Genomic DNA, 24204 nt, shown 5'->3' on the forward strand with positions numbered 1-24204 from the left:
GCATCCGCCCTGCTCGCGTCGAACGGCCGTGTCGCGGCATCCGCTCAGCTCAGGGTCGAGCGGATGTCGCGGCATCCGCCCTGCACAGAGGGAACGGGCGACGCGGGATCACCGCGCCGCCCGTCCTGCTGGTCCTGGTCAGTTGAACGCGGCCAGGTAACTCGGGATCGTGTCGGTGCCGCTGGCCTCATCGCCGATGTCGTTGACGACGTGGCTGATGATGCCGTTGCCGCCCAGTGACACCGCGAGCAGGTTGCGGAGCTTGATCCCCGGCTTCGCCGGAGCCTCGATCGCGCTGTGCGTGACGATGCTCGGGTCGACGTTGTTGTAGGAGTAGACCCCGACGCCCCACGCCTGGTGCTCGTCGACGTCGTCGGTGACCTTGTAGCCGGCCCAGCCCTGCGTGGCGCCGTTCATCCACGCGGCCTGGTTCGGCGGGTCGTACGCCAGCTCCGACTGGTAGAACACGGTGCGACCGCGCTCACCGCTCCAGACCGTGTTGTACTGCTGGAAGTGCTCGACGAACAGGCCGTAGGCCGTCACGTCGTCACCGGTGACCACGACGCCGCGGTCGGCCGTGTTGAGGTCCCAGCCGATGCCCTCGCCGTGATCGCCGCGCCACGACCAGATGTGGTCGACGAGGGTGTCGTCGGCGTGCACGACGAGCGCATCGTCGACCTTGCCGGCCACCGCGCCGCCGACGCGGAGGAACACGTCGTGCAGCGAGATCGGGTCATCGGCGTGATCGGCGGATGCCCCGGGCTCGCCGACCTCGAGGAGGACCGGCGCATGCTCGGTGCCGGCGTCGAAGAGCACGCCGGCGAGCTTGACGCCGTCGACGTCGGCGACGCGCATGGCGGCGACCCCGCCGTCGTTCACGATCGTCGCGTAGCCGAGGCCGAGCACCACCGTGTCGGCACGGTCGACCTGGATCGTCTCGTCGACGTGGTAGATGCCGGGGGTCAGCAACAGGTTGAGTCCCTGCGCGAGCGCCTGGTTGATGCGCTCGGCCGAGTCACCGGGCTGGGCCACGTAGAACTCGTCGAGCGGGATCGACTCGCCCGGCGTCTGGCCGCCCTCCCAGGTGGTGCCGCGGGTGTTGGTCGCCGTGCTCGGCACGAAGACCGCCCAGTCGTCGCCGGCCCAGTACAGGTACGGCTTCTCGCGCACGATCGGGCTCTCGTCGAGCACGGTGTGCGACGGGTTCGGGAAGTGCGGGGCGGGTGAGCCCTCGACGCCCGAGAACACCATGTTCCACACCGAGCCCTCCCACGACCCGAAGCTCGAGTCGCGGCTCAGCCACTGCTGCTGCGAGTACGAGCGCACCGCGCCGTCGATCTTCGAGTCGGCGATGAAGCCGCCGCTCGCCCAGCCGTAGCTCGAGGGGGCGAGGTTCAGGTCGCCCTTCACGTGCACGCGACGCATGGGTGCCGCCTGCGAGACCGCCCAGCGCGCCTCGCCGGTGTGCGGCACGATCGAGAGGTTCTCGACCGAGCGCCAGAAGTTCTGCGTCGCGTTGCCGTCGAACCACTGCGCGTCGGCCCAGACGCCGCCATTGATCGTCACGTCGTCGGGGTTCTGCCCGGCGCCGCTGATCGAGGTGTTGAACCCGACATGCGCGTGCACGTCGTAGCTGCCCGGCTTGAACAGGAACTGCGAGCGCGCCGGCCCGAACTGGTCGGTCTCCTGCGCGGTGAACGCGGCGTCGAGCTCGGCCTGGATGGTGGAGTCGGGCGTCTGGTCGTCGTACACGTGCACGTTGGGACCGAGGTCGCCCCCACCTGGAATCACGCCCACCGGCGGTTCTCCTCCTTCGCCGACGAGCACCTGCAGCTCGAAGATCGAGTATCCGTAGCCGGTGCCGCGCTGCGTGCCCTCGAGCCGCAGCCAGCGGCCGCCGGCATCGACGTCCACCGTATCGCTGCCGCCGTCACCGTCGGTCACGGTGGCCGCGGTGGTCCAGTTCGACCCGTCGTCGGAGACCTGCACGCGGTATCCGCGGCCGTAGGCGGCCTCCCAGTCGATCGCGATCGAGCAGATGTCCCGCTGCTGTCCGAGGTCGAGGGCGAGCCACTCGCCATCGGCGAACGAGGAGCCCCAACGGGTCTGCGCGTCGCCGTCGACCGCGAGGTTCGCGGTGAACGGTCCCTCGGAAGCTCGAGGCGGTCGCGGTGACCGATCCGGTGGGCAGCGCCTCGCAGTCCGCGGCGTTCGCCGGTGCCGCGGCGGCGAACACCAGGCCGCTGCCGACGAGGCCGGCCGTCGTGAGCGCGGCGAGGGTTCTCGAGCGCGCGGTTCGTTGTTTCGTCATGTCGTCCCTCATGTCGTCTCTCATGTCGTCCCTCATTCGGATCACGCCTTCGGGACCAGGTTGTAGTTCTCGTCGAGCACGGTGCCGCGGTGCGGCTTGTAGAGGTCGTACCCGCGCGGGTTGCACTGCAGCCCGCCGTTGATGCACTGCTCGACGAGGCGGTCGAGCACCTCGGGCTCCCAGGCGTTGAAGAAGTCGTAGTGCCACGACTGGTCGGAGCCGCTCGAAAGCCGCACGTCGGACATGTCGCCGCTCACCGGCCAGGCGATCTTGAACTCGATCATCGGCACCGCGATCGGATGCGTCATCGGGCACTGCCCGTTGACCGGGTACGCCATGTGCGGGCCGTGGCCCATCTCCGCGGCGGCCTGCGGCGTGAGGTGCATGCCGTCCCAGCAGGAGGGCGCCTGGTAGCGGATGTTCAGTTCGGTGCCGGGGTCGCAGTAGTCGGGGATGTCCCAGCTCTTGGAGATGTCGCCGCATTCCCAGCCCTCGACCGCGCCGGGCGCGGTGCGGAAGGACTCGGGCGTGGCCTTCATGTCGCCCGCGACGAACCGCAGGCCCTGCGGGAAGGGCTGCACCTTCTTGTAGTCGTCGATGCCCGACTTGTAGTAGATCGTCATGGGGATGTCGGGTTCGACCACCTCGGTGCCCTTGTACAGCGACGGGAACCAGTACGACGAGTGGTCCTGGGGCACCGTGCACGTCGAGTCGGTGCTCGCCAGCAGCGAGTCGGTCGTCGTGAACGCGTCGGTCGATCGGTTGCCGACGAAGGTGTGCAGGTGGGACGCTCCCGGCTGGCCGGGGAAGACGACGGGGTCGTCGGGCCGGTTGTGCGAGAACGTGCAGTTCGCCTGGAACTCGTGGTGCGTCACCTCGTCGTTGAAGACCGGCGGATCCTCGGGGTCGACGACCTCGCCGTCGCCGTACACCTCGAACTCGTGGAGCGAGTAGCCGTAGCCGGTGGCGCGCTCACTGCCCACGAACTGCACGTAGCGGCCGGCGCCCGTGAACTCGAGGGTCTGCACGCCGCCGCCGCCGTCGGTGACGGCCGCGACCGTGTCCCAGGACTGCGCGTCCTCGGACACCTGGATCGTGAAGGCCTCGGCGTAGGCGGCCTCCCAGTCGAGCACCACGCGCTCGAGCGGATGACTCGCACCGAGGTCGACGCGGAGCCATTCGTCGTCGGACGGGGCGCTCGCCCAGCGGGTCGAGCGATCCCCGTCGACCGCGAAGCGCGGGCCGAGCCCGCCGGACTCGGAGCTCGAGGCGCTCGTCAGCGCGCCCTTCGAGAGGAGGGTGTCGGATGCCGCCGCCGCGGCGTTCGCGGCGACGAGGGAACCGGCGACGAGGCCGATGGCGGCGAGCCCGGTCACGGCGACCGTGAACGGGACGGGCCTGCGGATGCCGCGTGCCGACGACTGCCCGTCGACGGTGTCCGGCGCGGGCCGGTTGGTGGGAAGGGGGAACATGGGTGTACGTCCTTCGTGCTTCGTGATGAGCGGTGATCCGGCGCGGAGCCGGATCGGATGCGTTTCGGCCCTGGTCGGACCTGGCTCGGGTTGGCGCGCGGGCGCGCCTGTGACGGGTCGGGCGGCCGTCGTGGCCGCCCGACGCGCGGGCACATGGTGCGTGTGTGGCAACCCGGGCCGGCGGAGAGTGGGGGCGCCGGCCCGGGTGGTCGGGGTCAGGGCAGGTCGTAGACGCCCACCTCGAAGAGCGAGTACCCCCATTCGGTGCCGCGCTCGGTGAGGTTGAACTTGATGTAGCGGGCGGTGCCCGGCGCATCGAACGTGTCGATGCCGCCGTCGCCGCCGGTCACGGTCTTGATGGTCGACCAGTTCGACCCGTCGTTCGAGGTCTGCACCTCGTAGGACTTCGCGTAGGCGGCCTCCCAGACGAGCTGGAACCGGTCGAACGCCGTCGGCTGGCCGAGGTCGACCTGGATCCAGCCGGTCGGAGCCCACTCGGCCGACCACCGCGTCGTGGTGTCGCCGTCGAACGCCCGGCCGGGCGAGTAGTTGTCGCCCCAGGTCTGGAAGCTGGACGCCGTCGCCTCCTTGCCGAGCGCGACGTTCGTGCCGGGCACGGCGGGCGGCACGACCCGGAACGACCGGGTCTCGACGCCGACGTTGCCCTTGCCGTCCTCGACGAAGACGTACGCCTTCCAGACGCCGAGCTTCTGCGGCGCGACCACGGTGATCTGGTCACCGCTGCGCTGATGCTCGACGTACTCCACGCCGCCCGCGTTGTCGATGTACTTCGAGTTGAAGAACGTGACGTAGTTCAGCGGGTCGCCGTCGGGGTCGCTCACCGAGAGGTTGAACGTGAACGGCTGGCCGGCGACGATCGAACCGGAACCGGGGATCGACATCGAGCTGATGCGCGGCGGGGTGTTGCCGCCGGCGGCCGAGCCGTTCCACATCTCGGCGACGATGTAGTAGCCGAGGCGCTTGTTGCCGCCGGGGTTCACGTTGAACCACACGCCGCCGAAGTCACCCTCGAGCCCGTAGTGGAAGAACGTCGCGCCGAGGCCGACGCCCTGGTGACCGACGATGCAGCGCCAGGAGTCGCGGAGCGCCTCGCCCTTCTCGATGTCGGTCGGCTCGTCGGGAACGCCGTTCGCGTCGTCGGGGACCTCCCACTCGCCGGCCGCGCCACCCTCGGTGACGATGTAGGGCCAGTCGTAGTCGCCGTCCTCCCAGGTCTGGCGGATGTTGCAGACGTCGCCGTAGGAGTTCACTGCGAGCAGGTCGAGCGCCGGGGTGTTCGCCTTGTAGTACGGCCACGAGCCGGTCCACGCGTCGGTCGAGGTGACCGGGTGGTTCGGGTCGATCGCCTTGATCGCCACGGCGACCTCGTTCACGTACGCGGCGTACGCGTTGCGCTCGGCCTCGAGCTCGTCGCCCGAGTAGCAGTTCTGCAGGCCGAGCAGGGACTCGTTGCCGACGCTCCACATGAGCGTCGCCGGGTGGGACTTGTAGACCTCGACCTGGTTCAGGATGTCGGCCTTGGTCGTCGACTTGTAGTCGGCGTCGGTCGTGTAGTTGATGCATCCGCCCGAACCGGGGCCGCCGCCGGGCAGCAGCCAGAAGCCGTTGATCACGCGCACGCCGTGCTCGGCCGCGGAGTCGAGGAGCGCCTTCGTGTCGGCGCCGGTGCCCCAGGTGCGCGTCGTGTTCGCGCCCATCGCGGTGAGGCCGGGCATGTAGGTGTCGGCCTCGGCGTACGAGGGGCCCCAGGTGAAGCCCTTCACGGTGTACGGCTTGCCGTTCACCTGCAGCGACCAGTTGCCGTTGCCGCCCTCGACCTTCACCACGCTCGGCGTCGTGAAGGGGCCGGGCTCGTTCGGGTAGCCGGGGTCGATCTCACCGGGGTCGGTGGGATCGGTCGGGTCGGTGGGATCGGTCGGGTCGGTGGGATCGGTCGGGTCGGTCGGGTCCGTCGGGTCGGTGCCGCCGGCCGTGCCGAACACCTGGAACTCCCAGAGCGAGTAGCCGTAGCCGTTGGCCCGCTCGGTGCCGTACAGGCGCACGTAGCGCCCCTCGCCGTCGACGTCGAGGGACTCGGTGCCGCCCTGGCCGTTCGCGGTGGAGTGGATCGTCGTCCACCCGCCCGCGCCGGTGTCGGAGACCTGGATCTCGTACGCCTTCGCGTACGCGCCCTCCCAGCTCAGGTCGATGCGGTCGATGCTCGACGTCTGGCCGAGGTCGATCTGGATCCACTGGGGATCGCTCCAGACGCTGGACCACCGGGTTCCGGGGTCGCCGTCGAACGCGGCGGAGGCGGGGGTGTAGTCGGGGCTCTCGACCGAGGACGCCGTGGCGGTCTTGCCCTGCGAGAGATTCACCGGGGCGGCGACTGCGGCCTGCCCGGGGGCGGCGAGCACGGTCGCGACGAGGGTCGCGGCGAGCACGGCGCCGAGCGCGAGCACGCGCATGGGCGTGCCCCGTCTCATCTGGATCGGCGGATGGGAAGTCACGGTCGGGGTCTCCTCTGCTTGCGCCGATCCGCGGGGCGGTTCGGCTGGTCGTCTCGTCATTGAGCCGCACGCCCGAGACGTTCGTGGATCTCGGATAGCGCTCTTACACCAGCGCGACCGAGTATCGTCCGGTGATTTGCCCCCTGTCAAGGGGACATTTCACGCCGAAGTCCGTGCTCCGATCACGGGACGGCGCCCCGCGATCCGCGTACTTCCGCGGATTCAGGCGGAATTCCCGCGCGTCCAGCGCCTCACCATCGCACGCAACTCCGCCTGAACTTCTTCGGGATAGCGCTCTCATCCGACTCGAACCCGCGCCCGAAAGTTCAAGGATGCACGCTTCACCGCTCGTCTTGCCCGCCGAATTCGGGGAACCGTTCCCGATTTGCCGCTCATGAGCGGCGATCCTTGGATAGCGCGATCCCATGGGTGCTAGGGTCATCGCGTGGAGAAGCCCGCCGACCTGCGCACCCCGACCCTCGACGATGTCGCGAGGGTCGCCGGCGTCTCACGAGCGACCGTCTCCCGCGCCATCCGCGACACCAGGGGCGTCGCGCCCGAGCTGAAGGAGATCGTCGGTCGGGCCATCGCCGAGACCGGCTACGTGCCCAATCGCGCCGCCAGGTCGCTCGCGAGCGGGCGCACCGGCACCGTGCTCGTCGCCGTCGCGGGCACCGACGCCGAGCAGGGCGGGGTCGCCGAGCCCGACGTCTTCGCGGACCCGTTCTTCAGCCGCGTCATCAGCGGCGTCGTGCGCACGCTTCGCACCCTCGACACGCAGCCGGTGCTGCTCCTCGTCGAGACCGACGCCGATCGCGCCGACGTGCTCGCGACCGTGCGGCAGGGTGCCGCCGACGGCGCGCTGCTCGTCTCCACGCACTCCGACGACCCGTTGCCCGCCGCGTTCGCCGCTGCCGGCCTGCCGGCCGTCACGTTCGCCCGGCCCGCCGGCGGCGCCGCCGTCAGCTTCGTCGACATCGCGAATCACGACGGGGGCCGCCTCGCCGCCGAGCACCTCATCGGCCGTGGCGCCCAGCGGGTCGCGCTCATCGCCGGCCCCGAAGACGTGCCGAGCGCAGAGGACCGCGCCCGCGGCTTCCGCGACGCGATGGCCCGTCACGGGCAGGCGTTCCCGCCGACCGCGCACGGCGACTTCACGGTCGAGAGCGGCGAGCGAGCAATGGCCGAGATCCTCGAGTCCGCCTCCGACATCGACGCCGTCTTCGCGGCGAACGACCTGATGGCGCTCGGCGCCATGCACGAGCTCCAGGCGAGGGACCGCCGGGTGCCCGGCGACGTCGCGGTCGTCGGGTTCGACGACTCCGGCATCGCCACGATCGCCCGCCCGACGCTCACGAGCGTGCGCCAGCCCATCGAGGAGATGGCGGCGCAGATGGCCCGCACCCTCGTCACCCAGATCCGCGAGCCCGGCACCCGCCCCTCATCGGTCATCTTCGACCCCGTGCTCGTGGTGCGCGGCAGCGCCTGAGCCCGTGCCTCCGCGAAGGAGCGGATGCCCCGCCGATCTCCGAAGACGGCTGAGGACTGAGGACTGAGGACTTCATCGGTCGAGCGGATGTCGCGACGTCCGCTCGACCGCCGGGCGCCGCCGCACGAACAGAACACCCGACCGATCGGTCGAGGCATCCGGCGCCGTACTCGGCCGATCGGCCGATTGACTCCTCCGCGCACGTCGGCGAATGTGGGAACCGCCCGCAGATCCCGGGCGGAGGAGGGCGGCCCCGTGAGCGATCCGGCGAAGGCGACGCGCGCAACAGGTGCGACGAACGCGACGAACGCGACGAAGCCGCCGCGCCTCCCTCCGCGCTGGTTCGTGCGCACCGCGTGGGTCGTGCATCGCGGCATCTACCGGGTCACGGGCGGGCGAAAGGGCCTCTGGCCGCCGAAGCCCGAGCGCTGGGGCACCATGCGCCTGACGACCACGGGCCGGCGCACGGGGCGCGAGCGCGCCGTCATCGTCGCGTACTTCGAAGACGGCCCGAACCTCGTCACGCTCGCCATGAACGGCTGGGCCGAGCCCGAGCCGGCGTGGTGGCTCAATCTGCTCGCGAACCCCGACGCGACGGTCGTGCTGCCCGAGGGCGGCCGCGAGGTGCGTGCCCGTGCGGCGCGCGGCGCGGAGCGAACCCGGCTCTGGGCGGCCTGGCAGACCTACGGCGACGACGTCGATGCGCTGTCGGCGCGCCGCAGTCGCGAGACCGCGGTCGTCGTGCTCGAGCCCCGAGCCGAGGGTCAGCGCAGCGCGCCGACCGACGCGAGCGCCTGACGCACGAGCAGCCCGCGCCCGCCCTCGAATTCGTCGCCCACCGAGTCGGACCCGGCGTCGACGGGCGTCATCCAGGTGACCTCGAGCGCATCCTGACGCGGCTCGCAGGTGCCCGTGACGGGCACGACGAAGACGAGCGACACCGCATGCTGGCGGTCGTCGTGGAACGGCGAGACGCCGGGCATCGGAAAGTACTCGGCGACCGTGAACGGCACAGGGCTCGCGGGCAGCAGCGGGAACGCCATCGGCCCGAGGTCCTTCTCGAGATGGCGGAACAGCGCGTCGCGCACGGTCTCGCCGTACATCACACGCCCCGACACGAGCGTGCGGGTGATCTCGCCGACCGAGTTCGCGCGCAGCAGCACGCCGACCTCGGTGACCTGCCCGAGCCCGTCGACCCGCACGGGCACCGCCTCGACGTAGAGCAGCGGCAGCCGGCCGCGGATCTCGGCGAGCTCGATGTCGGTCAGCCATCCCGGAGTCGGGTTCGACGCCGGCTGGTTGACGGGCTCGTCGCCGTTCCAGTCGGGGTCGGGGGTGCGCACGCTCATGCCTCGATTCTGCCCCAGCATGGCCGGGATACGATGCGTGGATGCGAATCGACGACGAGGCGGTGCTCTGGTCGGCCTCCGAAGCCGACCGCGCGGGCCGGCCGCTGCTGGTGCTCCTGCACGGCTTCAACTCGAACGAGGGCGACCTGTTCGGCCTCGGCCCGTACCTCCCGCTCGAGCCGACGCTCGCCTCATTGCGCGCCCCGGAGTTCACGGGCTACGGCTACGCCTGGTTCCCGCTGCTCGCCGAGGGCGCCGAACCGTCGGTGCAGGGGGCGGATGCCGCGACCGACGCGATCCTCGCGTGGCTCGACCGGGTCGCGCCCGACGTGGCATCCGTGGGCCTGCTCGGCTTCTCGCAGGGCGGTGCGATGGCGATCGAGCTGCTGCGCCGTGCGCCCGAGCGGTTCTCGTTCGCGGTGAGCCTGGCCGGCTTCGTGCTGCCGGGCGAGCGGCCCGGCGACGGCGACGAACGTCTCGCCGAGCTCGCGCCGCCGGTGTTCTGGGGCCGTGGCACGGTCGACACCGTGATTCCGGATGCCTCGGTGCAGCGCACCCTCGACTGGTTGCCCTCGCACTCCTCGCTCGACGAGCGCATCTACGAGGGGCTCGCGCACTCGGTGTCGGAGCTCGAACTCGCGGATGTCGCGGCGTTCGTGCGCGCGCAGTACGCGGCCTGACGCGTCAGACGCCCGAGCCGCCCTTGCCGGGGGTGCGACCCTCGGCGGCCCAGCGGGCGGCGCGCTCCTTGTCGCGATCGGCGACGCGGATCTTCTCCTGGCGCACCGCGGCCTGCGTCGCGCGCTCCTGCACGAGCCACTGCGGCGGGGCCTCGAGCAGCGACTTGATCTCGGCGCTCGTGAGCGGCTCGGTCACGCCGCCGCGCGTGAGGCCGGAATTCGAGATGCCGAGCTTGGCGGCCACGACCGTGCGCGGGTGCGGGCCCTCGCGGCGCAGCTTCTCGAGCCACTCGGGCGGGTCGGCCTGCAGCTTCGTGAGCTCGTCGCGGGTCACGACGCCCTCGCGGAAGTCTTCGGGGGTCGCGTCGAGGAGGATCCCGAGCTTCTTGGCGGCGGTCTCGGGTTTCATCGACTGGGAGGCGTTCACCCTCACACGTTAGCCGGTTCACCTGTGCGCGGCATCCGCTCGAGGCATCCGTCGCCGCCGGGCTCGAGGCAACCGTCATCTGCCGACCACCGCGCCGCCCGCGCCCAGCGACCCCCGGTGCGGCGCGATAGCCTGTGGTGGGCGTTTCCGCGGCACAGGAGGGGGCGAGATGACCCTGCAACTGCGCTATGTCGCCGGGGTCAGCCCCGCACGATGGCTGCGCGCCTGGAACGAGCGACGACCCGACCTGCCCCTCGAGGCGCAGCGCGTCGACGAGGGCGCGCAGATCGCCGGCCTGCGCGAGGGCGAGGTCGACATCGCGTTCGTGCGCCTGCCGGTCGACGACGAGGGCCTGCACGTCATCCCGCTGTGGGAGGAGCAGCCGGTCGTCGTGCTCGCGAAGGAGCACCCGTTCGCCGACGAGGCGTCGCTGACACTCGCCGACCTGGCCGACGAGCCGGTCGCCCCCGTGCAGGACGACGCGGCGATGACGGTCGAACTCGTCGCGGCCGGCACCGGCCTGGCGCTCGTGCCGCACGGCGTCGCCCGCCTGCACGCGCGAAGAGACGTGGTCGCGATCCCGGTGACGGATGCCTCGACCACGCGCATCGCGTTGGTCTGGACCCTCGAACGCGACGACGCCGACATCCAGGAGTTCGTCGGGGTCGTGCGCGGCCGCGGCGCGAAGAGCTCACGAGGTCGCGACGACGACGAGCCCGCACTCTCCCCCGCGAAGGCGGCGAAGAAGGCGGCGGCCGAGCGACGCGCGGCCGAGGCGGCGAAGGCCGGCAAGGGCAAGGGCGGCAAGGGCGGAGCGAAGACGGGCAAGGGCGGCAAGACGTCGCGCCCCGCACCGCGCACCGGCGGCAAGCAGCGAAACCAGCGGAGGGGCCGATGAGCGACCCACGCCCGTTCCTGTTCCTCTCGGCGCGGCCCGAGGTCGAGGCCGTCGGACCCGAGTACGAGTCGGTGCGCCGCGCCATGGGCGTGGACGCCGACCGCCTCGAGCATGTGCGCCTCGACGTCGAGACCCTGCCCACGACCGACCTGTCGGCGTACGCGGGCATCGTCGTGGGCGGCAGCCCGTACAACGTGACGACCCCCGACGAGCACAAGCATCCGGTGCAGCGGCGGGTCGAAGACGACCTGGCCCGCGTCGCGCAGTCCGCCCTCGACGGCGGCCACCCGCTGGTCTTCACCTGCTACGGCATCGGCGTGCTCACGCGACTGCTCGGCGGCGTGGTCGGCACCCAGCACGGCGAGGAGGCCGCCGCCGTCGAGATCACCCTCACCGATGCCGGCGTCGACGACGCGCTCACCGGCGTGCTCCCCCGCCGCTTCGACGCCCTCGTCGGGCACAAAGAGGCGACCGAGCTGCTGCCCGCCGACGCCGTGCTGCTCGCCTCGTCGGCCGCATGCCCCGTGCAGGTCTACCGGGTCGCCGCGACGGGCGTCTACGCGACGCAGTTCCACCCCGAGGTCACCGCGACCGACTTCGTCGCCCGCGCCAACGTCTACCGCCACCACGGCTACTTCCCGGCGGCGGAGCTCCGCGCGGTGAGCGAGCGGCTCGCCGCGGCATCCGTCACCGCACCGCAACTGCTGCTGCGGCGCTTCGCCGAACTCGCCGACGCCTTCTGAGATCACGTTTCAGGAAGGCGTATGGGATCCGCGGGCAGCGGCTTCGCAGCACCCGAATGGGCCGTGGATCCCACACCCCTTCCTGAAAAAGGACGTGCAATGCTCACGCGGGCAGCGCGGGCGCTTCGGGCCTCTGCGGCGGCACCGCCGGATACATCCGCCGCAGCACGAGGCGCTGCCCGAGCGTCCACGTCACCGTCACGAGCAGGTAGATCCCCGCGGCGAGCGGCACGAACATCGCCACGACCGCGGTGATGAACTGCAGCAGTCCGAGCGCGCCCTGCATGCGGGCGAGGCCCTCGGGAGACAGCGCACCGGCGCCCGACGCCGCGCCGCTCGGGGCGGTGGGTGCAGCCGGCGATGCCGCTCCGGCGACGGGCCGGAACGCCCGCCGCGTGACCTCGCCCACGAGTGCGATGAGCAGCACGATCGCGCCGAACACGGCCACGACGGTGGGCGTGACGGTTCCGGCGGCGATCGACCCGGCGAGGCTCGAGCCGAGCGGCACGCCGAAGAGGGTGTGCGTCAGCAGTTCGTTCGGATGCCCGGCGATGACCGGCAGGATGAAGAGCGCGTAGATGACCCCGACGACCGGGATCTGCACGAGCATCGGCAGGCAGCCGGCCATGGGCGACGTGCCCTCGTCGGCGTAGAGCGCCATCATCTCGCGCTGCAGGCGTTCGGGGTTCTTCTTGTGCTTGCGCTGCAGCTCGGCGATCTTCGGCGCGAGCCGTGCGCGCGTGCGTTCGGCCTTGGCCTGCGAGATGCCGACCGGAATGAGCGCGGCGCGCACGAGCAGGGTCACGAGCACGATGGCGAGTGCGGCGCTCGAGGCGCCGGCGAGGGGTTCGAGCAGGTTCGACAGCGACATGAGCAAGCCGTAGGCGACGTCGAGCACGGCGGCGATGGGCGGAAAGGCGTAGAGGTTCACTGATGGGTCCTAGCGGTCGGAGCGGAAGGGGATCCGTCTGGCCGCGAGGGGTCGCCGATGCTCCCGCGAGCGCGGGACGAGGGGCGGATGTCGCTACGCGGCCTGGATGCCGCGTCCCGGCGCCCTGGGGCGCGGGCGCCCCGCCGCGTCGGGGTCGCTCTGCGCGATGAGCCGACCTGGGTCGACCGTCTGCCGCAGGCGCAGGGATGCACCGGTCGGGTCGGCGCCGACGAGGGCCGGCACCGCGCGATGCGCGGTGACGACGATGGCGACGGCCGCGATGCCGAGCGCGCCGATGACGATCATCGAGAGGTGCGCGTCGCCCGCGAGCTGCGGTTCGAGCACGCCCTGGATCAGGCGCAGGAGGGCGACGACGTCGAACATGTCGGCCTCCCCTCATGCGGTCTCGTGCGGTCTCGCGCGGTGCGATCGCGTTCCACGGTAACACCGCACGCCCGTGGGCCGGTCGAGCAGGCGCCCCGCGCCGTATCGAGACCCGACGCGCCCTCAGGTCTCGATACGCTCCTTCGTCGCCACTCGGCCGCCGAGATCAGGCCTTGCGGCTGCCCCGCGTCGCGAACCCGTAGATCAGCAGCACGATGATCGAGCCGGCGATGGCCAGCAGCCAGGTGCCGAGATCCCAGAACTCGGTCAGGGGCCGGTTGAGGATGAGGCTGCCGAGCCAGCCGCCGAGCAGTGCCCCGACGACGCCGAGCAGCAGCGTGATGAACCAGCCACCGCCCTGCTTGCCCGGCAGGATCAGCTTGGCGATCGCCCCCGCGATGAGGCCGAGGATGAGGAACCCGAGAAAACTCATGATGTGCTCCTTTGCCGTTGTTCCTCAACAAACCACTCGCCGGGTGCGCGCGCAAGCGCCCGCGCGGCGCGTCAGAGGTTGGCGCCCCAGGCGGTCGACTCTCCGGCGGGCGAGATCGCCTGCGGCACGCCCCACGGATTCGCCGTCTGCAGCGGGGCGGGCAGCAGCTCCTCTGGCGCGCCCTGGTAGGCGACGGGCCGCAGGAACCGGGTGATCGCCGCCGTGCCGACCGAGGTCGAGGAGTCGTTGGTCGTCGCGGGCCACGGCCCGCCGTGCTGCATCGCCGGGGTGACGGCGACCCCGGTCGGCCAACCGCCGAAGAGCACCCGACCCGCGTGCTCGGTCAGCACGCGCACGAGCGACCGCAGTTCGGGCGTCGCCTCGCCGGCGGCCGCGTGCACGGTGGCCGTGAGGTTGCCCTCGAGCAGCACGGGCACGAGGGCGGCGAGGTCGGTGTCGGGCGAGGTCTCGACGAGCACCGCGAGTGGGCCGAACGACTCCTCGAGGAGCGTCTCGCGCGAGGCGACGAGGTCGTCGAGCGAGACCGCGACGATGGTCGGCGTGACCCAGCCCTGGCCGTCGTCGTCGATCTCGACCCGGCCTTCGGCGACGACCCGCACGCCCGAGGTCGCGAGGATCGCCTCGCGCCGGGCGACGTAGCCCTCGGCGATGCGCGGGTTCAACAGGCGATGCGGGGCGACGGATGCCGCGGCATCCGCGATGCCCTGATCGAGCCCGTGCCCGGTCGGCAGGAACACGAAGCCGGGCTTCGTGCAGAGCTGGCCCGCCGACCCGCCCACGCTGGTGACGAAGCCGGAGACGATCTCGCCCGGGCGCTCGGCGAGCGCGCCCTCGGTCACGAACACCGGGTTGAGGCTGCCGAGCTCGCCGAAGAACGGGATGGGCACGTCGCGCGAGGCCGCGATGCTCGCGAGGAACTGCCCCGCCGGGATCGAGCCCGTGAAGGATCCGGCCTTCACGCGCGGGTCCTTCAGGATCGAGACGCCCTCCTCCTGGCCCATGACGACCTGGAAGACGCCGTCGGGCATGCCTGCGGCGGCGAGCGCCTCGGCGACGATGGCCGCCGTGCGCCCCGTGAGTTCCGGGTGCCCGGGGTGGCCCTTGAGGATCACGGGGCAGCCGGCGGCGAGCGCCGACGCGGTGTCGCCGCCCGCGACCGAGAACGCGAACGGGAAGTTCGAGGCGGCGAAGTTCACGACCGGCCCGAGCGGCACGAGGTAGCGGCGCACGTCGGCGCGCGGGCCGAGCGCGAACCCGGGGTCGGCCGCGTCGATGCGCACGTCGAGGTAGGCGCCGTCGGCGACGGTCTCGGCGAAGAGGCGCAGCTGCACGGCCGTGCGCTTGAGCTCCCCGCGCAGACGCGCCTCGGCGAGTCCGGTCTCGGCCATGCCGATCGGCACGAGCGCGTCGGCGTTCGCCTCGAGCGCGTCGGCGACGGCGACGAGCGCCCTCGCCCGGTCGCGCGGGTTCGTGTCGGCGAAGGGCTGCGCGGCCGCAGCGGCGTTCGCGGCGATGGACTCGAGCTCGGGGGTCATGGTCTCTCCTGCGGGATCGTGCGGCGAATCGTGGGGCGGTCGTGCGGCGGGGTCGTCGGCCGCATCATGCGGCAATGTTCGTACGGCGGCGTCGTGCGGCAGTCTAGAACTGGAAGCCGGTCGGGAACGGGTCGCTCGGATCGAGCAGGTACTGCGCGGTGCCCGTGACCCACGCGCGGCCCGTGATGGTCGGGATGACGGCGGGCCGACCGTCGACCTCGGTCTCGGCGATGAGGCGCCCGACGAACCGGCTGCCGATGAACGACTCGTTCACGAAGTCGGCGTCGAGGGCCAGTTCGCCGCGCGCCCAGAGCTCGGCCATGCGCGCCGACGTGCCCGTGCCGCACGGCGACCGGTCGAACCAGCCCGGGTGGATGGCCATGGCGTGGCGCGACAGCGAGGCATCCGACCCCGGCGCGATGAACTCGACGTGGTGGCAGTGGTCGACCCCCTCGATCGACGGATGCCGCGGCGGAGCGGTCTCGTTGATCGCCTCCATGATCGCGAGGCCGGCCGCGATGATCTCCTGCTGGCGCGAGCGCTCGTAGGGCAGCCCGACGGCGTCGAGGTCGACCATGGCGTAGAAGTTGCCGCCGAAGGCCATGGAGTACGGGATCGTTCCGTAGCCCGGCACCTCGACGGCAGTGTCGAGCACGTCGACGTAGCTCGGCACGTTCTCGATCGTGACCGAGTCGGCGTGCCCGTCGCTCACCGCGACGCGCGCGATGACGAGCCCGGCCGGGGTGTCGAGGCGGATCTCGGTCACCGGCTCGACGACCTCGACCATGCCCGTCTCGACCAGCACGGTCGCGACGCCGATGGTTCCGTGCCCGCACATGGGGAGGCATCCGCTCACCTCGATGTAGACGACGCCCCAGTCGCAGTCGGGCCGGGTCGACGGCTGGAGGATCGCCCCGCTCATGGCGGCGTGCCCGCGCGGCTCGTTCATGAGGAACAGCCGCAGGTCGTCGAGGTGCTCCATGAAGTGGAGCCGCTTCTCGTTCATCGTCGCGCCGGGGATCACCCCGACGCCACCGGTCACGACGCGCGTCGGCATGCCCTCGGTATGCGAGTCGACGGCCGAGATGACCCGGTTCGAGCGCATTCGTCCTCCAGCCCTTCAGTCGTTTCCGTCGATCGACGCGAACTCAGCGGCGCGAGCTCAACGGCTCGCGATGTGGTCGAGCGCCTTCTGCGTGTCACGACGCACCTGCGCCTCGTGCTCGGCCGACAGCGGACCGCGCGGAGGACGCGTGGGTCCACCGTAACTCTGCCCGGCGATGTCGATCGACAGCTTGATGGCCTGCACGAACTCGGTCTTCGAGTCCCAGCGGAACACGGCGACGAGCTGCGTGTAGAGCGTGCGCGCCTCGTCGATGCGCCCGGCCTTCACGAGGTCGTAGATCTCGACGGCCTCCTTCGGGAACGCGTTCGGGTAGCCCGCGAACCAGCCGGTCGCGCCCACGACGAGCGACTCGAAGAGCAGGTCGTCGGCGCCGGCGATGACGTCGATGTCGCAGAGTTCCTTGATCTCGAGCACGCGGCGGATGTCGGCCGTGAACTCCTTGATCGCGACGACGTTCTCGAGCTGCGCCAGCTCGGCGACGAGGTCGGGCGTGAGGTCGACCTTCGTGTCGAAGGGGTTGTTGTAGAGCATGATCGGCAGGCCGACCTCGTTCAGGCGCGTGTAGTGCTCGACGACCTCGCTGCGGTTCGCGCGGTAGATCGTCGGCGGCAGGGCGAGCACGCCGTCGGCGCCGTCCTCCTTGGCGTACTCTGCCCACTGCACGGCCTGGTGCCAGCCCACGCCGTGCACGCCCGCGACGACGAGGCCGCGACCCGCGACGGTCTCCACCGCGACCTGGATCACCTTGCGGCGCTCCGCGTCGGTCAGGCTCGAGTACTCGCCGAGCGAGCCGTTCGGGCCGACCCCGCGGCATCCGTTCTCGATCAGGAAGTCGCAGTGCGCGGCGAACCTGTCGAAGTCGACGGCGAGACCGGCGGGCGCCGAGGGGTCCTCCTTGAAGGCGAGGGTGGTCGCGACGACGACGCCACCGAGGTCGAACTTCTGCGTGGTCATGGGTGTGCCTTTCGGACGTTCTGGGTGGTGGAGGTGGTGAGGTCTGTGGCGGCGAGCTCGCCGATGCGGATCGGCGAGGCGATAGGCCTGCGGTCGGTCGTGGGGCGCTGGTCGGTGGTGCTGCGCCGGTCGAGGAGGCCGGCGGATGCCTCGGGCTCGGCGCCCTCGGCGGCCCTGCCGATGAGCTCCTCGACCGTGCGCCCGCAGATGCGGCCCTGGCAGATGCCGAGCCCGGCGCGCGTCGTCAGCTTCATCGAGCGCAGGCCGCTGCCGCACGTCGCCTCGCGCGTCTCGCGGAGGCGTCCGTACGGCACCTCCTCGCAGCGGCAGACGAGGGTGTCGTCGGCGAGCCATGAGGTCCAGCCCGGGCGGATGCCGTGCGCCGCCTCGATGCGGGCGGCGAAGCCGGTGAACGTGCGGCGCGCGCCCGCGGCCGCGGCGAGGTCGGTGTCGCGGGCGCTGCCGCCGGCGGCGACGTGCCCGGCGATCTCACCCTCGGCGAGGGCCGCGTCGACGCCGCCGATGCCGGTGATCTCGCCCGCGGCGTAGACGCCGACGACGCTCGTCTGCTGGCTCTCGTCGATGCGCACGAACCGCTCGGCGGTGAGCTCGCAGCCGGCGGCGATCGGCAGCTCGAGGCGTGGCGTGAACCCGTGGCTCACGCACACGGCGTCGGTCTCGACGCGGCGCTCGGTGCCGGGGATCGGAGTCCAGTTCGCATCGACGTCGGCGATGGTCACGGCCTCGACGCGGTCGGTGCCGTGCGCGGCGACGACGGCCCGCCCGGTGACGTAGGGGATGCGGTGGCGCAGGTGCGTGCCGACGTAGCCCGCGAGCTCGCCGCCCTTCTTCGCCGCGCCCACGAGCTGCCACGGCTTCGGCAGCCAGCCCTTCACGAGCCCGCGCACGCGACTCGCCTCGTAGACGCCGAGCACCTTCGCCCCCGTGGCCGCGACCGACGCGGCGACCGGCAGCAGGAATGGGCCGGCGCCCGCAACGACGACGCGTTCGCCGAGGGCGACCCGTTCCCCTTTCGCGAAGGCCTGGGCCGCGCCGGCGGTGAACACGCCGGGCAGGTCCCAGCCCGGGAACGGCAGCGTGCGGTCGTGCGCGCCCGTCGCGAGCACGAGCGCGTCGGGCCGGAACGTTCGGCCGACCCGACGCGAGCCGTCTGGCGCGCCGACGAGCACGTGCACGGCGACGGGGGCGGGCGGGCTCGCGGCATCCGCTGGTCTCGATACGGCCGTGGACGGCCCACTCGACCGATGGTCGCCCGACGGATCCGCCGGGCTCGAGGCATCGGCCTGCTCGATGGCCCAGACCTGCGCGCCGAGCACGATCTCGCAGCCGGGATCGCGCTCGAGCCCGTCGTGCAGCGAGCGGTACGTCGCCCAGCCGTGGTGCAGCACGCGCTCGTTCGCCGACGGCCGGGCGGCGGGCAAGTGGCGCCAGTACTGGCCGCCGGTGGCGTCGGACGCATCGAGCAGCACGACGGATGCCCCGCGTTCACGTGCGGCCCGCGCGGCGGCGAGCCCGGCGGGGCCGGCGCCGACGACGAGCACGCTGCGTGCGCCAGATGCGAGAGTGGCGGCGCTCATCGCGCAGCCTCCGGAAGCTCGTCGTGCTGGGTCTCGACCACGTCGCCGTCGCCCGCGCGGCGCTGGCAGGCGCGCACGTCGCGTTCGCCGTTCACGGTCACGATGCAGTCGAAGCAGACGCCGATGCCGCAGAAGAGCCCGCGCGGGCGACCATCGACCGAGGTCCTGCGCCAGGCGAGCCGGCCGGTCGCGAGCACGACGCCCGCGATGGTCTGGCCCTCGACGCCGGGCACGGGGTCGCCGTCGATCGAGATGACGATGGAGGTCGCGGCGGCGGGGCGGATCGGATCGCGGTTCGCGGGCACCAGGCGTGCGGCCATCAGGCGACCTCCTCCAGGTGCGGGGCGAGGCTCGCCCGGTCGAGCCCGAACGGGGCCGCGTCGATGGGCGCCGCGTCGATCCCCCCGGCGCCGAGCATGCCGGCGACGATCATCTCGGCGGTCGCGAGCGAGAGCCCGATGCCGGCGCCCTCGTGCCCGCTCGCGTGCCAGAGCCCCGGCGCGCGGTGATCCTCGCCGATGACGGGCAGGTGGTCGGGCATGAACGGCCGGAATCCACCGTAGGTGCGCATGATCGAGGCGTTCGCGAGGAACGGGAACAGGCGCAGCGCCTTCGTCGCGACCTCGCGGATGACGTCGACCCGCAGTCGCTCGTCGAAGCCGACCTGTTCGCGGCTGGAGCCGAGCAGCACGGTTCCGGCGGCGGTCGACTCGACGACGCTCGAGGTCTGCAGCGAGGCATCCGATGACTGGGTGGCGCCGAAGTAGTCGCCGTCGTAGACCTTGTGGAAGACGCGGTGCGGCATGCGCGTGGTGACGAGCACCATGCCTCGGCGCGGGCGCACGGGCAGACTCAGGCCGAAGTCGCGCGCGACCTCGCCCGACCACGGCCCTGCCGCGATGAGCACCGCGCCGGCCGCGAGCTCGCCCTCGGTCGTGACGACGCCGACGACGCGACCGGATGCATCGCGCTTCGCGCCCGTGGCCTCGACGCCGGTGCGCACGCTCGCGCCGTGGTTGCGCGCGGAGGCGAGCAGCGCCTCGGTCGCGATAACGGGCTGCACCTGCGCGTCGTCGGGGTAGTGCACGGCGGTGGTGATCGCCGGATTCAGCCAGGGCTCGAGCTCGAGCGCCGCGCCGATCGTGACGGCGCGCGCATCGACGCCCGCAGCTCGCTGGCTCGCGGCGAACGCGAGGAGCGGCTCGGCGCCGGCATCCGTCGTCGCGACGACGAGCCCGCCCTTTCGCTCGTACTCGAGCGACGGGAACGCCGGCCCGAGTTCATCGGCCAGTTCGGCGACGAGTCGCGGCCAGAGCGACGCGGCGTAGACGGCGAGGTCGAGCTCGGCGCCCGGCCCCTTGTCGGAGACGAGGAGGTTGCCCTCGCCCTTCGCACTGGTTCCGGATGCCGCGGCCCCGCGTTCGAGCACGGTGACGCGCACCCCGGCGACGGCGAGCGCCCTCGCGCAGGCGGCGCCGACGATGCCCGCGCCCACGATGACGACGTCGCTGATCATGGGCGCTCCTCTCTGCGTGCCGGATGGTGTGCGGTTCTCATCCTCGTTCTCAGTAATATGTCACATATTTGCAGATGGCACAATGCGAATCGCGACGACCTCGTACGCGCCCCAGCGCCCCTCCTGTCGGCTGTCACCCGTCGGCATCTGTCACCCGATTCGGAGTTTCAGCGACACGCCGCGAGCCCGCCCCGACCCGCACGGCGTGTCGCCGAAACTCCGAATCCGGCAACCGAGGCAGACGACGCGGATGCTTCGGCGGCGGCTCCGGCGGACGCCTCACTAGGCTGAGCGCATGGCCGCCGACGAGTCCACCGCGAGCATGCCGTCCCCGCTGAGTTCGGCGCTCGCCGCCGTGCTCGTCTCCGTCGTCGAGAAGGCCCGTCCGCTGACCTCCGGCGAACTCGCCTCGTACATCCCCGAGCTCGCCCGCGAAGATCCCGAGCAGCTCGGCATCGCCCTCGCGAGCGTGCGCGGCACGGTGCACGCGGCCGGCGACAGCGACGCGGAGTTCACCATCCAGTCGGTCTCCAAGCCGTTCGTGTTCGCCCTCGCGCTCGAGCAGTCGGGGCTCGCCGAGGTCATCCGGCATGTCGGCCTCGAGCCGAGCGGCGAGCCGTTCAACGCGATCAGCCTCGAGGAGTCGACCGGTCGCCCCCTGAACCCGATGATCAACGCGGGCGCGATCGTGACGAGCTCGCTCATTCGCGGCGACGACGCCGACGAGAAGTTCGCCGTGATCGACGCCGGCCTCTCGGCGTTCGCCGGTCGCACGCTCGACGTCGACGAGTCGGTGTTCGAGTCCGAGGCGACCACCGGCGACCGCAATCGCGCACTCGCCTATCTCGCACGTTCGGCGGGCACGCTCGCCTCGAGCGCCGAGGTGGCGACGACCGCGTACTTCAGGCAGTGCTCCGTCGACGTGACCGCACGCGACCTGGCCATCATGGCGGCCACGCTCGCGGGCGGCGGCGTGAACCCCGTGACGCGCGAGCGCGTCGTGAGCGAAGACGTCGCCCGCTGGACGATGGCGGTCATGACCAGCTGCGGCATGTACGACGCCTCCGGCGAGTGGCTCGTGCGGGTCGGGCTGCCCGCCAAGAGCGGCGTCGGCGGCGGCATCGCCGCGCTGCAGCCCGAGCAGTTCGGCATCGGAACGTTCAGCCCGAGGCTCGACCCGCGCGGCAACAGCGTGCGCGGCGTCGCCATGCTCGAGGAGCTCAGCGAACGGCACGGCCTGCACATGCTCGAGCACCGCGACGCGCCGCTCTCGCCGATCGGCGAGATCTCGGTCGGCGGCGCCGGGGCGGATCCCGACATCGCCGGCGACGACGTCGTCGCGATGCTGCGCGGCGACCTGACGTTCGGCAACGCCGAGGAGGTGCTCACGCGCCTGCTGCCCCTGCTCGAGTCCGAGCGCAGCGTCACGCTCGACTTCGGTTCGGTGACCAGGGTCGGCGAGCCCGCCGCCCGCATCTTCCGTTGGGCCGCGGAGTCCCTGGGCGAGACGCCCGAGGGCCGGCCGCGCGTGGAGCTGCGCGACCCCGACGGCGTGCTCGGCGACTGAGGGCGGGCCGGCCGCGGCATCCGTGATCGTGCCCTACTCCCCCTCGGGGTTGCCCGCCCACCAGCCGAGCGTGTGGTGGATGTGGCGGTGCATGAGCGCTCGCGCCGCCTGCGCGTCGCCGTCGGCGAGGTGCTGCAGCAGCACGAGGTGCTCCTCGGCCGATTCGTCGAGGCGCTTGGTCTGCAGCATGTCCGACAGGCCGACGAGGCGCGTGCGTGAACGCAGGTCGGCGACGGTGTCCACGAGCAGGCGGTTGCCGAGCAGACGCGTGAGGGCGAGATGGAACTCGAGGTCGGCCTCGAGGTAGCTGCGAAGGTCGCCCGAGCGCGCGCCGAGCACGATCTGCTCGGCGAGCACCCGCAGCTCGGGCAGCTTGTCGGCCGGGAACCGCCGCGCGAGTTCCTCCATCGCGGGCGGCTCGAGGAGCTGACGCACCTCGACGATCTCGCGCAGCGCCTCTGGGCTGACGGTGGTGACGCGGAAGCCCTTGTTGCGCACGGGCTCGACGAACCCCCGACCCTCGAGGTCGAGCATCGCCTCGCGCACCGGCGTCGCCGAGACGTCGAACCGGGTCGCGAGGGTGGGCACCGTCAGCAGTTCTCCGGGCGCGAGCTCCCCCGAGATGATCGCCGCCGACAGCGCGTGCTCCACGCGTGCGCGGAGGCTCGGCTGCGCTTCGACCGGTCCGATCGCCGTGACGGCCATCTCGCTGTCCTCTCTGTCGGAGGTGGCGATGCGGGGCAGGTCACTGCGCGCGCATCCACTGCTCGATGCCGGTCGCGTCGATCGGCAGCGCAGCCGACAGTACCTCGGAACCACCGGTCGTGACCAAAATATCGTCCTCGAGGCGCACGCCGATGCCACGCAGCTCCGGCGGCACGGTCGTGTCGAACGCGTGGAAGTAGAGCCCGGGCTCGACCGTGAGCACCATGCCGGGGGTCATCGCGGCGCCCTGGTAGGCCTCGTAGCTCGACTGCGCGCAGTCGTGCACGTCGAGTCCGAGGTGATGTCCGACGCCGCAGACGAGGTAGCGACGGTGATGCTGGCCCTGCGGCGAGAGCGCCTCGTCGACCGAGACGGGCAGCAGCCCCCAGTCCGACAGCCCGTTCGCGATGACCTCCATCGCCGCGGTGTGGAAGTCGGAGAAGGGCCGCCCGGGCGCCACGGCCGCGAGCCCGGCCCGGTGCGAGCGCTCCACGAGGTCGTGCACCTCGCGCTGCGCGGCGCTGAAGGTGCCGGATGCGGGGAACGTGCGCGTGACGTCCGCCGTGTAGTACGTGCGATTCTCGACGCCCATGTCGAGCAGCAGCAGCTCGTCGGGCTTCACGGGGCCGTCGCAGCGCACCCAGTGCAGGGTCGGCGCATGCTCGGCGGAACCCACGATCGTCGAGTAGCCGGGTCCGTTGCCGAACGTGCGCGCGTGGCGGTCGAAGGTGCCCTGCAGCCAGCGCTCGCCGCCGAACCCGATCGCGTTCGGCACCTCGCGGATGACGCTGCGGAACCCCTCGACGGTCGTGTCGACCGCGCGGCGCAGCTCTGCGACCTCCCAGTCGTCCTTGACCATGCGGAGCTCGGCGAGCACCCGGCCGAGCTCCGGCGAGCGCGGCAGGCCTGCGAGCGCGGCGTGCCCGGAGTTCAGGGTGCCGGTCAGCAGCACGTCACCCGGCCGGTCGACGAGCTCCGCGAGCCGGTCGAGCGTGCGCACCTCGATCTCGAGCGCGGCGGCCCAGTCGCCCGTGTCCGGCGCAGACCCGACCCAGAGTTCGCCGTGCGCCGCGTCGGCGAAGAAGCCGGGGTTGCCGGGGTACGCGGGCGCCGGCACGAACAGGGTCGCGTCGTGGCCGGTTCCGGCGGGCGTCAAGACGACGACGGCGTCCTCGGCGGAGCATCCGCTCAACCAGAAGAAGTCGCTGTCGGGGCGGAAGTCGTAGTTCGTGTCGTTCGCACGCACGGGGGCCCGGCCGGCCGCGACCACGATCGTGCGGCCGGGCAGCGCGGCGCTCAGACGCGCACGATGGGCGGCGGATGCCTCGGCCACGCCGGGTTCGACCGGCGGCGTGCGATCTGGGGCATCCCACCCGGCGGCCATGTACTCCAGGAAGGCGGGCACCTCGCGCAGCCGCGGCAGCCTCGGATCGCGCGTGTCGGCGGCCGGCATGGACGCGGCAGGCGCGGGCGCTGCCCCGTGATCGTGGCCCGCATGCGTGGTCGTACGTGATTCGTTCATGCTCGGCGCCGCCTCCATCGATGTAATAGGTGA

At 71.8% G+C, this 24204-nt stretch carries 22 protein-coding genes and 1 pseudogene; 6 read left to right on the plus strand and 17 right to left on the minus strand.

Features of this window, described 5'->3' with window-relative positions; genetic code table 11:
• Positions 1–138 precede the first annotated feature (138 nt).
• The 4 genes and pseudogenes from AC3IPY_RS15620 to AC3IPY_RS15635 all read right to left on the minus strand — a co-directional run bounded on the left by AC3IPY_RS15620 (position 139) and on the right by AC3IPY_RS15635 (position 6293).
• Positions 139–1425 carry a hypothetical protein gene (locus AC3IPY_RS15620; protein WP_489188346.1) on the minus strand — a complete coding sequence of 429 codons (1287 nt, stop codon included), beginning with the start codon at positions 1423–1425 and terminating at the stop codon, positions 139–141.
• A gap of 474 nt (positions 1426–1899) precedes the next feature.
• Positions 1900–2088: pseudogene (locus tag AC3IPY_RS15625) on the minus strand (discoidin domain-containing protein); the annotation flags it as partial.
• A 264-nt stretch (positions 2089–2352) separates the two neighbouring features.
• Positions 2353–3783 carry a DUF1996 domain-containing protein gene (locus tag AC3IPY_RS15630; protein ID WP_489185183.1) on the minus strand — a complete coding sequence of 477 codons (1431 nt, stop codon included), beginning with the start codon at positions 3781–3783 and terminating at the stop codon, positions 2353–2355.
• A 215-nt stretch (positions 3784–3998) separates the two neighbouring features.
• Positions 3999–6293, minus strand: coding sequence for a discoidin domain-containing protein (locus AC3IPY_RS15635; protein WP_489185184.1), 2295 nt, complete (start codon positions 6291–6293; stop codon positions 3999–4001).
• Between the two features lie 445 nt (positions 6294–6738).
• On the opposite strand from AC3IPY_RS15635, the gene AC3IPY_RS15640 reads away from it, so the two are divergent.
• Together AC3IPY_RS15640 and AC3IPY_RS15645 are read left to right on the plus strand one after the other, a co-directional pair.
• The gene (locus AC3IPY_RS15640) at positions 6739–7782 is read left to right on the plus strand and encodes a LacI family DNA-binding transcriptional regulator (protein WP_489185185.1); all 1044 of its coding nucleotides are present in this window, start codon (positions 6739–6741) and stop codon (positions 7780–7782) included.
• Between the two features lie 255 nt (positions 7783–8037).
• Positions 8038–8580: a nitroreductase/quinone reductase family protein gene (locus AC3IPY_RS15645; protein ID WP_489185186.1), complete on the plus strand. Its 543-nt coding sequence runs from the start codon at positions 8038–8040 to the stop codon at positions 8578–8580.
• Here the strand turns inward: AC3IPY_RS15645 and AC3IPY_RS15650 are convergent.
• Complete coding sequence (locus AC3IPY_RS15650) at positions 8547–9131, minus strand: NUDIX hydrolase family protein (protein ID WP_489185187.1); 585 nt, start codon at positions 9129–9131, stop codon at positions 8547–8549. The two genes, AC3IPY_RS15645 and AC3IPY_RS15650, sit on opposite strands and share 34 nt — an antisense overlap.
• A gap of 41 nt (positions 9132–9172) precedes the next feature.
• Between AC3IPY_RS15650 and AC3IPY_RS15655 the strand changes: the two genes are divergently transcribed.
• Positions 9173–9811, plus strand: a complete 639-nt coding sequence (locus AC3IPY_RS15655; RefSeq protein WP_489185188.1) for an alpha/beta hydrolase — start codon at positions 9173–9175, stop codon at positions 9809–9811.
• A gap of 4 nt (positions 9812–9815) precedes the next feature.
• Here the strand turns inward: AC3IPY_RS15655 and AC3IPY_RS15660 are convergent, their stop codons facing one another.
• A complete protein-coding gene (locus tag AC3IPY_RS15660) occupies positions 9816–10220 on the minus strand; it encodes a DUF5997 family protein (RefSeq protein ID WP_489188347.1) in 405 nt (134 codons plus the stop codon).
• Between the two features lie 187 nt (positions 10221–10407).
• On the opposite strand from AC3IPY_RS15660, the gene AC3IPY_RS15665 reads away from it, so the two are divergent.
• Both AC3IPY_RS15665 and AC3IPY_RS15670 read left to right on the plus strand, forming a co-directional pair.
• Positions 10408–11136: a LysR family substrate-binding domain-containing protein gene (locus tag AC3IPY_RS15665; RefSeq protein WP_489185189.1), complete on the plus strand. Its 729-nt coding sequence runs from the start codon at positions 10408–10410 to the stop codon at positions 11134–11136.
• Positions 11133–11879, plus strand: coding sequence for a glutamine amidotransferase (locus AC3IPY_RS15670; protein WP_489185190.1), 747 nt, complete (start codon positions 11133–11135; stop codon positions 11877–11879). Before AC3IPY_RS15665 ends, AC3IPY_RS15670 begins: the two co-directional genes overlap by 4 nt.
• Before the next feature lie 103 nt (positions 11880–11982).
• Here the strand turns inward: AC3IPY_RS15670 and AC3IPY_RS15675 are convergent, their stop codons facing one another.
• From AC3IPY_RS15675 to AC3IPY_RS15715, 9 genes are all read right to left on the minus strand, one after another.
• Positions 11983–12810: a YidC/Oxa1 family membrane protein insertase gene (locus tag AC3IPY_RS15675; protein ID WP_489185191.1), complete on the minus strand. Its 828-nt coding sequence runs from the start codon at positions 12808–12810 to the stop codon at positions 11983–11985.
• Positions 12811–12903: 93 nt separating this feature from the next.
• Positions 12904–13194 (minus strand): DUF6412 domain-containing protein, encoded by a 291-nt coding sequence (locus tag AC3IPY_RS15680; protein ID WP_489185192.1) that lies wholly within the window; start codon positions 13192–13194, stop codon positions 12904–12906.
• 166 nt (positions 13195–13360) lie between these two features.
• The gene (locus AC3IPY_RS15685) at positions 13361–13627 is read right to left on the minus strand and encodes a GlsB/YeaQ/YmgE family stress response membrane protein (RefSeq protein WP_489185193.1); all 267 of its coding nucleotides are present in this window, start codon (positions 13625–13627) and stop codon (positions 13361–13363) included.
• A gap of 71 nt (positions 13628–13698) precedes the next feature.
• A complete protein-coding gene (locus tag AC3IPY_RS15690) occupies positions 13699–15183 on the minus strand; it encodes an aldehyde dehydrogenase (NADP(+)) (protein WP_489185194.1) in 1485 nt (494 codons plus the stop codon).
• Positions 15184–15286: 103 nt separating this feature from the next.
• Entirely contained in the window at positions 15287–16288 is a 1002-nt protein-coding gene (locus AC3IPY_RS15695; RefSeq protein ID WP_489185195.1) for a proline racemase family protein, read from the minus strand.
• Between the two features lie 57 nt (positions 16289–16345).
• Positions 16346–17263, minus strand: coding sequence for a dihydrodipicolinate synthase family protein (locus tag AC3IPY_RS15700; RefSeq protein WP_489185196.1), 918 nt, complete (start codon positions 17261–17263; stop codon positions 16346–16348).
• Complete coding sequence (locus tag AC3IPY_RS15705; protein WP_489185197.1) at positions 17260–18861, minus strand: FAD-dependent oxidoreductase; 1602 nt, start codon at positions 18859–18861, stop codon at positions 17260–17262. Before AC3IPY_RS15705 ends, AC3IPY_RS15700 begins: the two co-directional genes overlap by 4 nt.
• Entirely contained in the window at positions 18858–19181 is a 324-nt protein-coding gene (locus AC3IPY_RS15710; RefSeq protein ID WP_489185198.1) for a (2Fe-2S)-binding protein, read from the minus strand. The genes AC3IPY_RS15705 and AC3IPY_RS15710 overlap by 4 nt, the downstream gene beginning before the upstream one ends.
• Positions 19181–20377 carry an NAD(P)/FAD-dependent oxidoreductase gene (locus tag AC3IPY_RS15715; protein WP_489185199.1) on the minus strand — a complete coding sequence of 399 codons (1197 nt, stop codon included), beginning with the start codon at positions 20375–20377 and terminating at the stop codon, positions 19181–19183. The genes AC3IPY_RS15710 and AC3IPY_RS15715 overlap by 1 nt, the downstream gene beginning before the upstream one ends.
• A gap of 295 nt (positions 20378–20672) precedes the next feature.
• Between AC3IPY_RS15715 and glsA the strand changes: the two genes are divergently transcribed.
• Positions 20673–21944, plus strand: coding sequence for a glutaminase A (gene glsA / locus AC3IPY_RS15720; RefSeq protein ID WP_489185200.1), 1272 nt, complete (start codon positions 20673–20675; stop codon positions 21942–21944).
• 33 nt (positions 21945–21977) lie between these two features.
• On the opposite strand, the gene AC3IPY_RS15725 is transcribed toward glsA, so the two are convergent.
• Together AC3IPY_RS15725 and AC3IPY_RS15730 are read right to left on the minus strand one after the other, a co-directional pair.
• On the minus strand, positions 21978–22649 hold the full coding sequence (locus AC3IPY_RS15725; RefSeq protein WP_489185201.1) for a GntR family transcriptional regulator: 672 nt from the start codon (positions 22647–22649) through the stop codon (positions 21978–21980).
• 40 nt (positions 22650–22689) lie between these two features.
• A complete protein-coding gene (locus tag AC3IPY_RS15730) occupies positions 22690–24171 on the minus strand; it encodes an aminopeptidase P family protein (RefSeq protein WP_489185202.1) in 1482 nt (493 codons plus the stop codon).
• Positions 24172–24204 lie beyond the last annotated feature (33 nt).

Source organism: Agromyces sp. GL_144 (assembly GCF_057834305.1).

Bases quoted from the DNA above. Each gene is read 5' to 3' on its own strand.
- AC3IPY_RS15725 (WP_489185201.1), bottom strand. From the start codon at position 22,649: ATGGCCGTCACGGCGATCGGACCGGTCGAAGCGCAGCCGAGCCTCCGC.
- AC3IPY_RS15730 (WP_489185202.1), bottom strand. From the start codon at position 24,171: ATGAACGAATCACGTACGACCACGCATGCGGGCCACGATCACGGGGCA.
- AC3IPY_RS15685 (WP_489185193.1), bottom strand. From the start codon at position 13,627: ATGAGTTTTCTCGGGTTCCTCATCCTCGGCCTCATCGCGGGGGCGATC.
- AC3IPY_RS15630 (WP_489185183.1), bottom strand. From the start codon at position 3,783: ATGTTCCCCCTTCCCACCAACCGGCCCGCGCCGGACACCGTCGACGGG.
- AC3IPY_RS15715 (WP_489185199.1), bottom strand. From the start codon at position 20,377: ATGATCAGCGACGTCGTCATCGTGGGCGCGGGCATCGTCGGCGCCGCC.
- AC3IPY_RS15700 (WP_489185196.1), bottom strand. From the start codon at position 17,263: ATGACCACGCAGAAGTTCGACCTCGGTGGCGTCGTCGTCGCGACCACC.
- AC3IPY_RS15650 (WP_489185187.1), bottom strand. From the start codon at position 9,131: ATGAGCGTGCGCACCCCCGACCCCGACTGGAACGGCGACGAGCCCGTC.
- AC3IPY_RS15655 (WP_489185188.1), top strand. From the start codon at position 9,173: ATGCGAATCGACGACGAGGCGGTGCTCTGGTCGGCCTCCGAAGCCGAC.
- AC3IPY_RS15695 (WP_489185195.1), bottom strand. From the start codon at position 16,288: ATGCGCTCGAACCGGGTCATCTCGGCCGTCGACTCGCATACCGAGGGC.
- AC3IPY_RS15690 (WP_489185194.1), bottom strand. From the start codon at position 15,183: ATGACCCCCGAGCTCGAGTCCATCGCCGCGAACGCCGCTGCGGCCGCG.
- AC3IPY_RS15620 (WP_489188346.1), bottom strand. From the start codon at position 1,425: ATGCGTCGCGTGCACGTGAAGGGCGACCTGAACCTCGCCCCCTCGAGC.
- AC3IPY_RS15710 (WP_489185198.1), bottom strand. From the start codon at position 19,181: ATGGCCGCACGCCTGGTGCCCGCGAACCGCGATCCGATCCGCCCCGCC.
- AC3IPY_RS15670 (WP_489185190.1), top strand. From the start codon at position 11,133: ATGAGCGACCCACGCCCGTTCCTGTTCCTCTCGGCGCGGCCCGAGGTC.
- AC3IPY_RS15660 (WP_489188347.1), bottom strand. From the start codon at position 10,220: ATGAAACCCGAGACCGCCGCCAAGAAGCTCGGGATCCTCCTCGACGCG.
- glsA (WP_489185200.1), top strand. From the start codon at position 20,673: ATGGCCGCCGACGAGTCCACCGCGAGCATGCCGTCCCCGCTGAGTTCG.
- AC3IPY_RS15705 (WP_489185197.1), bottom strand. From the start codon at position 18,861: ATGAGCGCCGCCACTCTCGCATCTGGCGCACGCAGCGTGCTCGTCGTC.
- AC3IPY_RS15680 (WP_489185192.1), bottom strand. From the start codon at position 13,194: ATGTTCGACGTCGTCGCCCTCCTGCGCCTGATCCAGGGCGTGCTCGAA.
- AC3IPY_RS15665 (WP_489185189.1), top strand. From the start codon at position 10,408: ATGACCCTGCAACTGCGCTATGTCGCCGGGGTCAGCCCCGCACGATGG.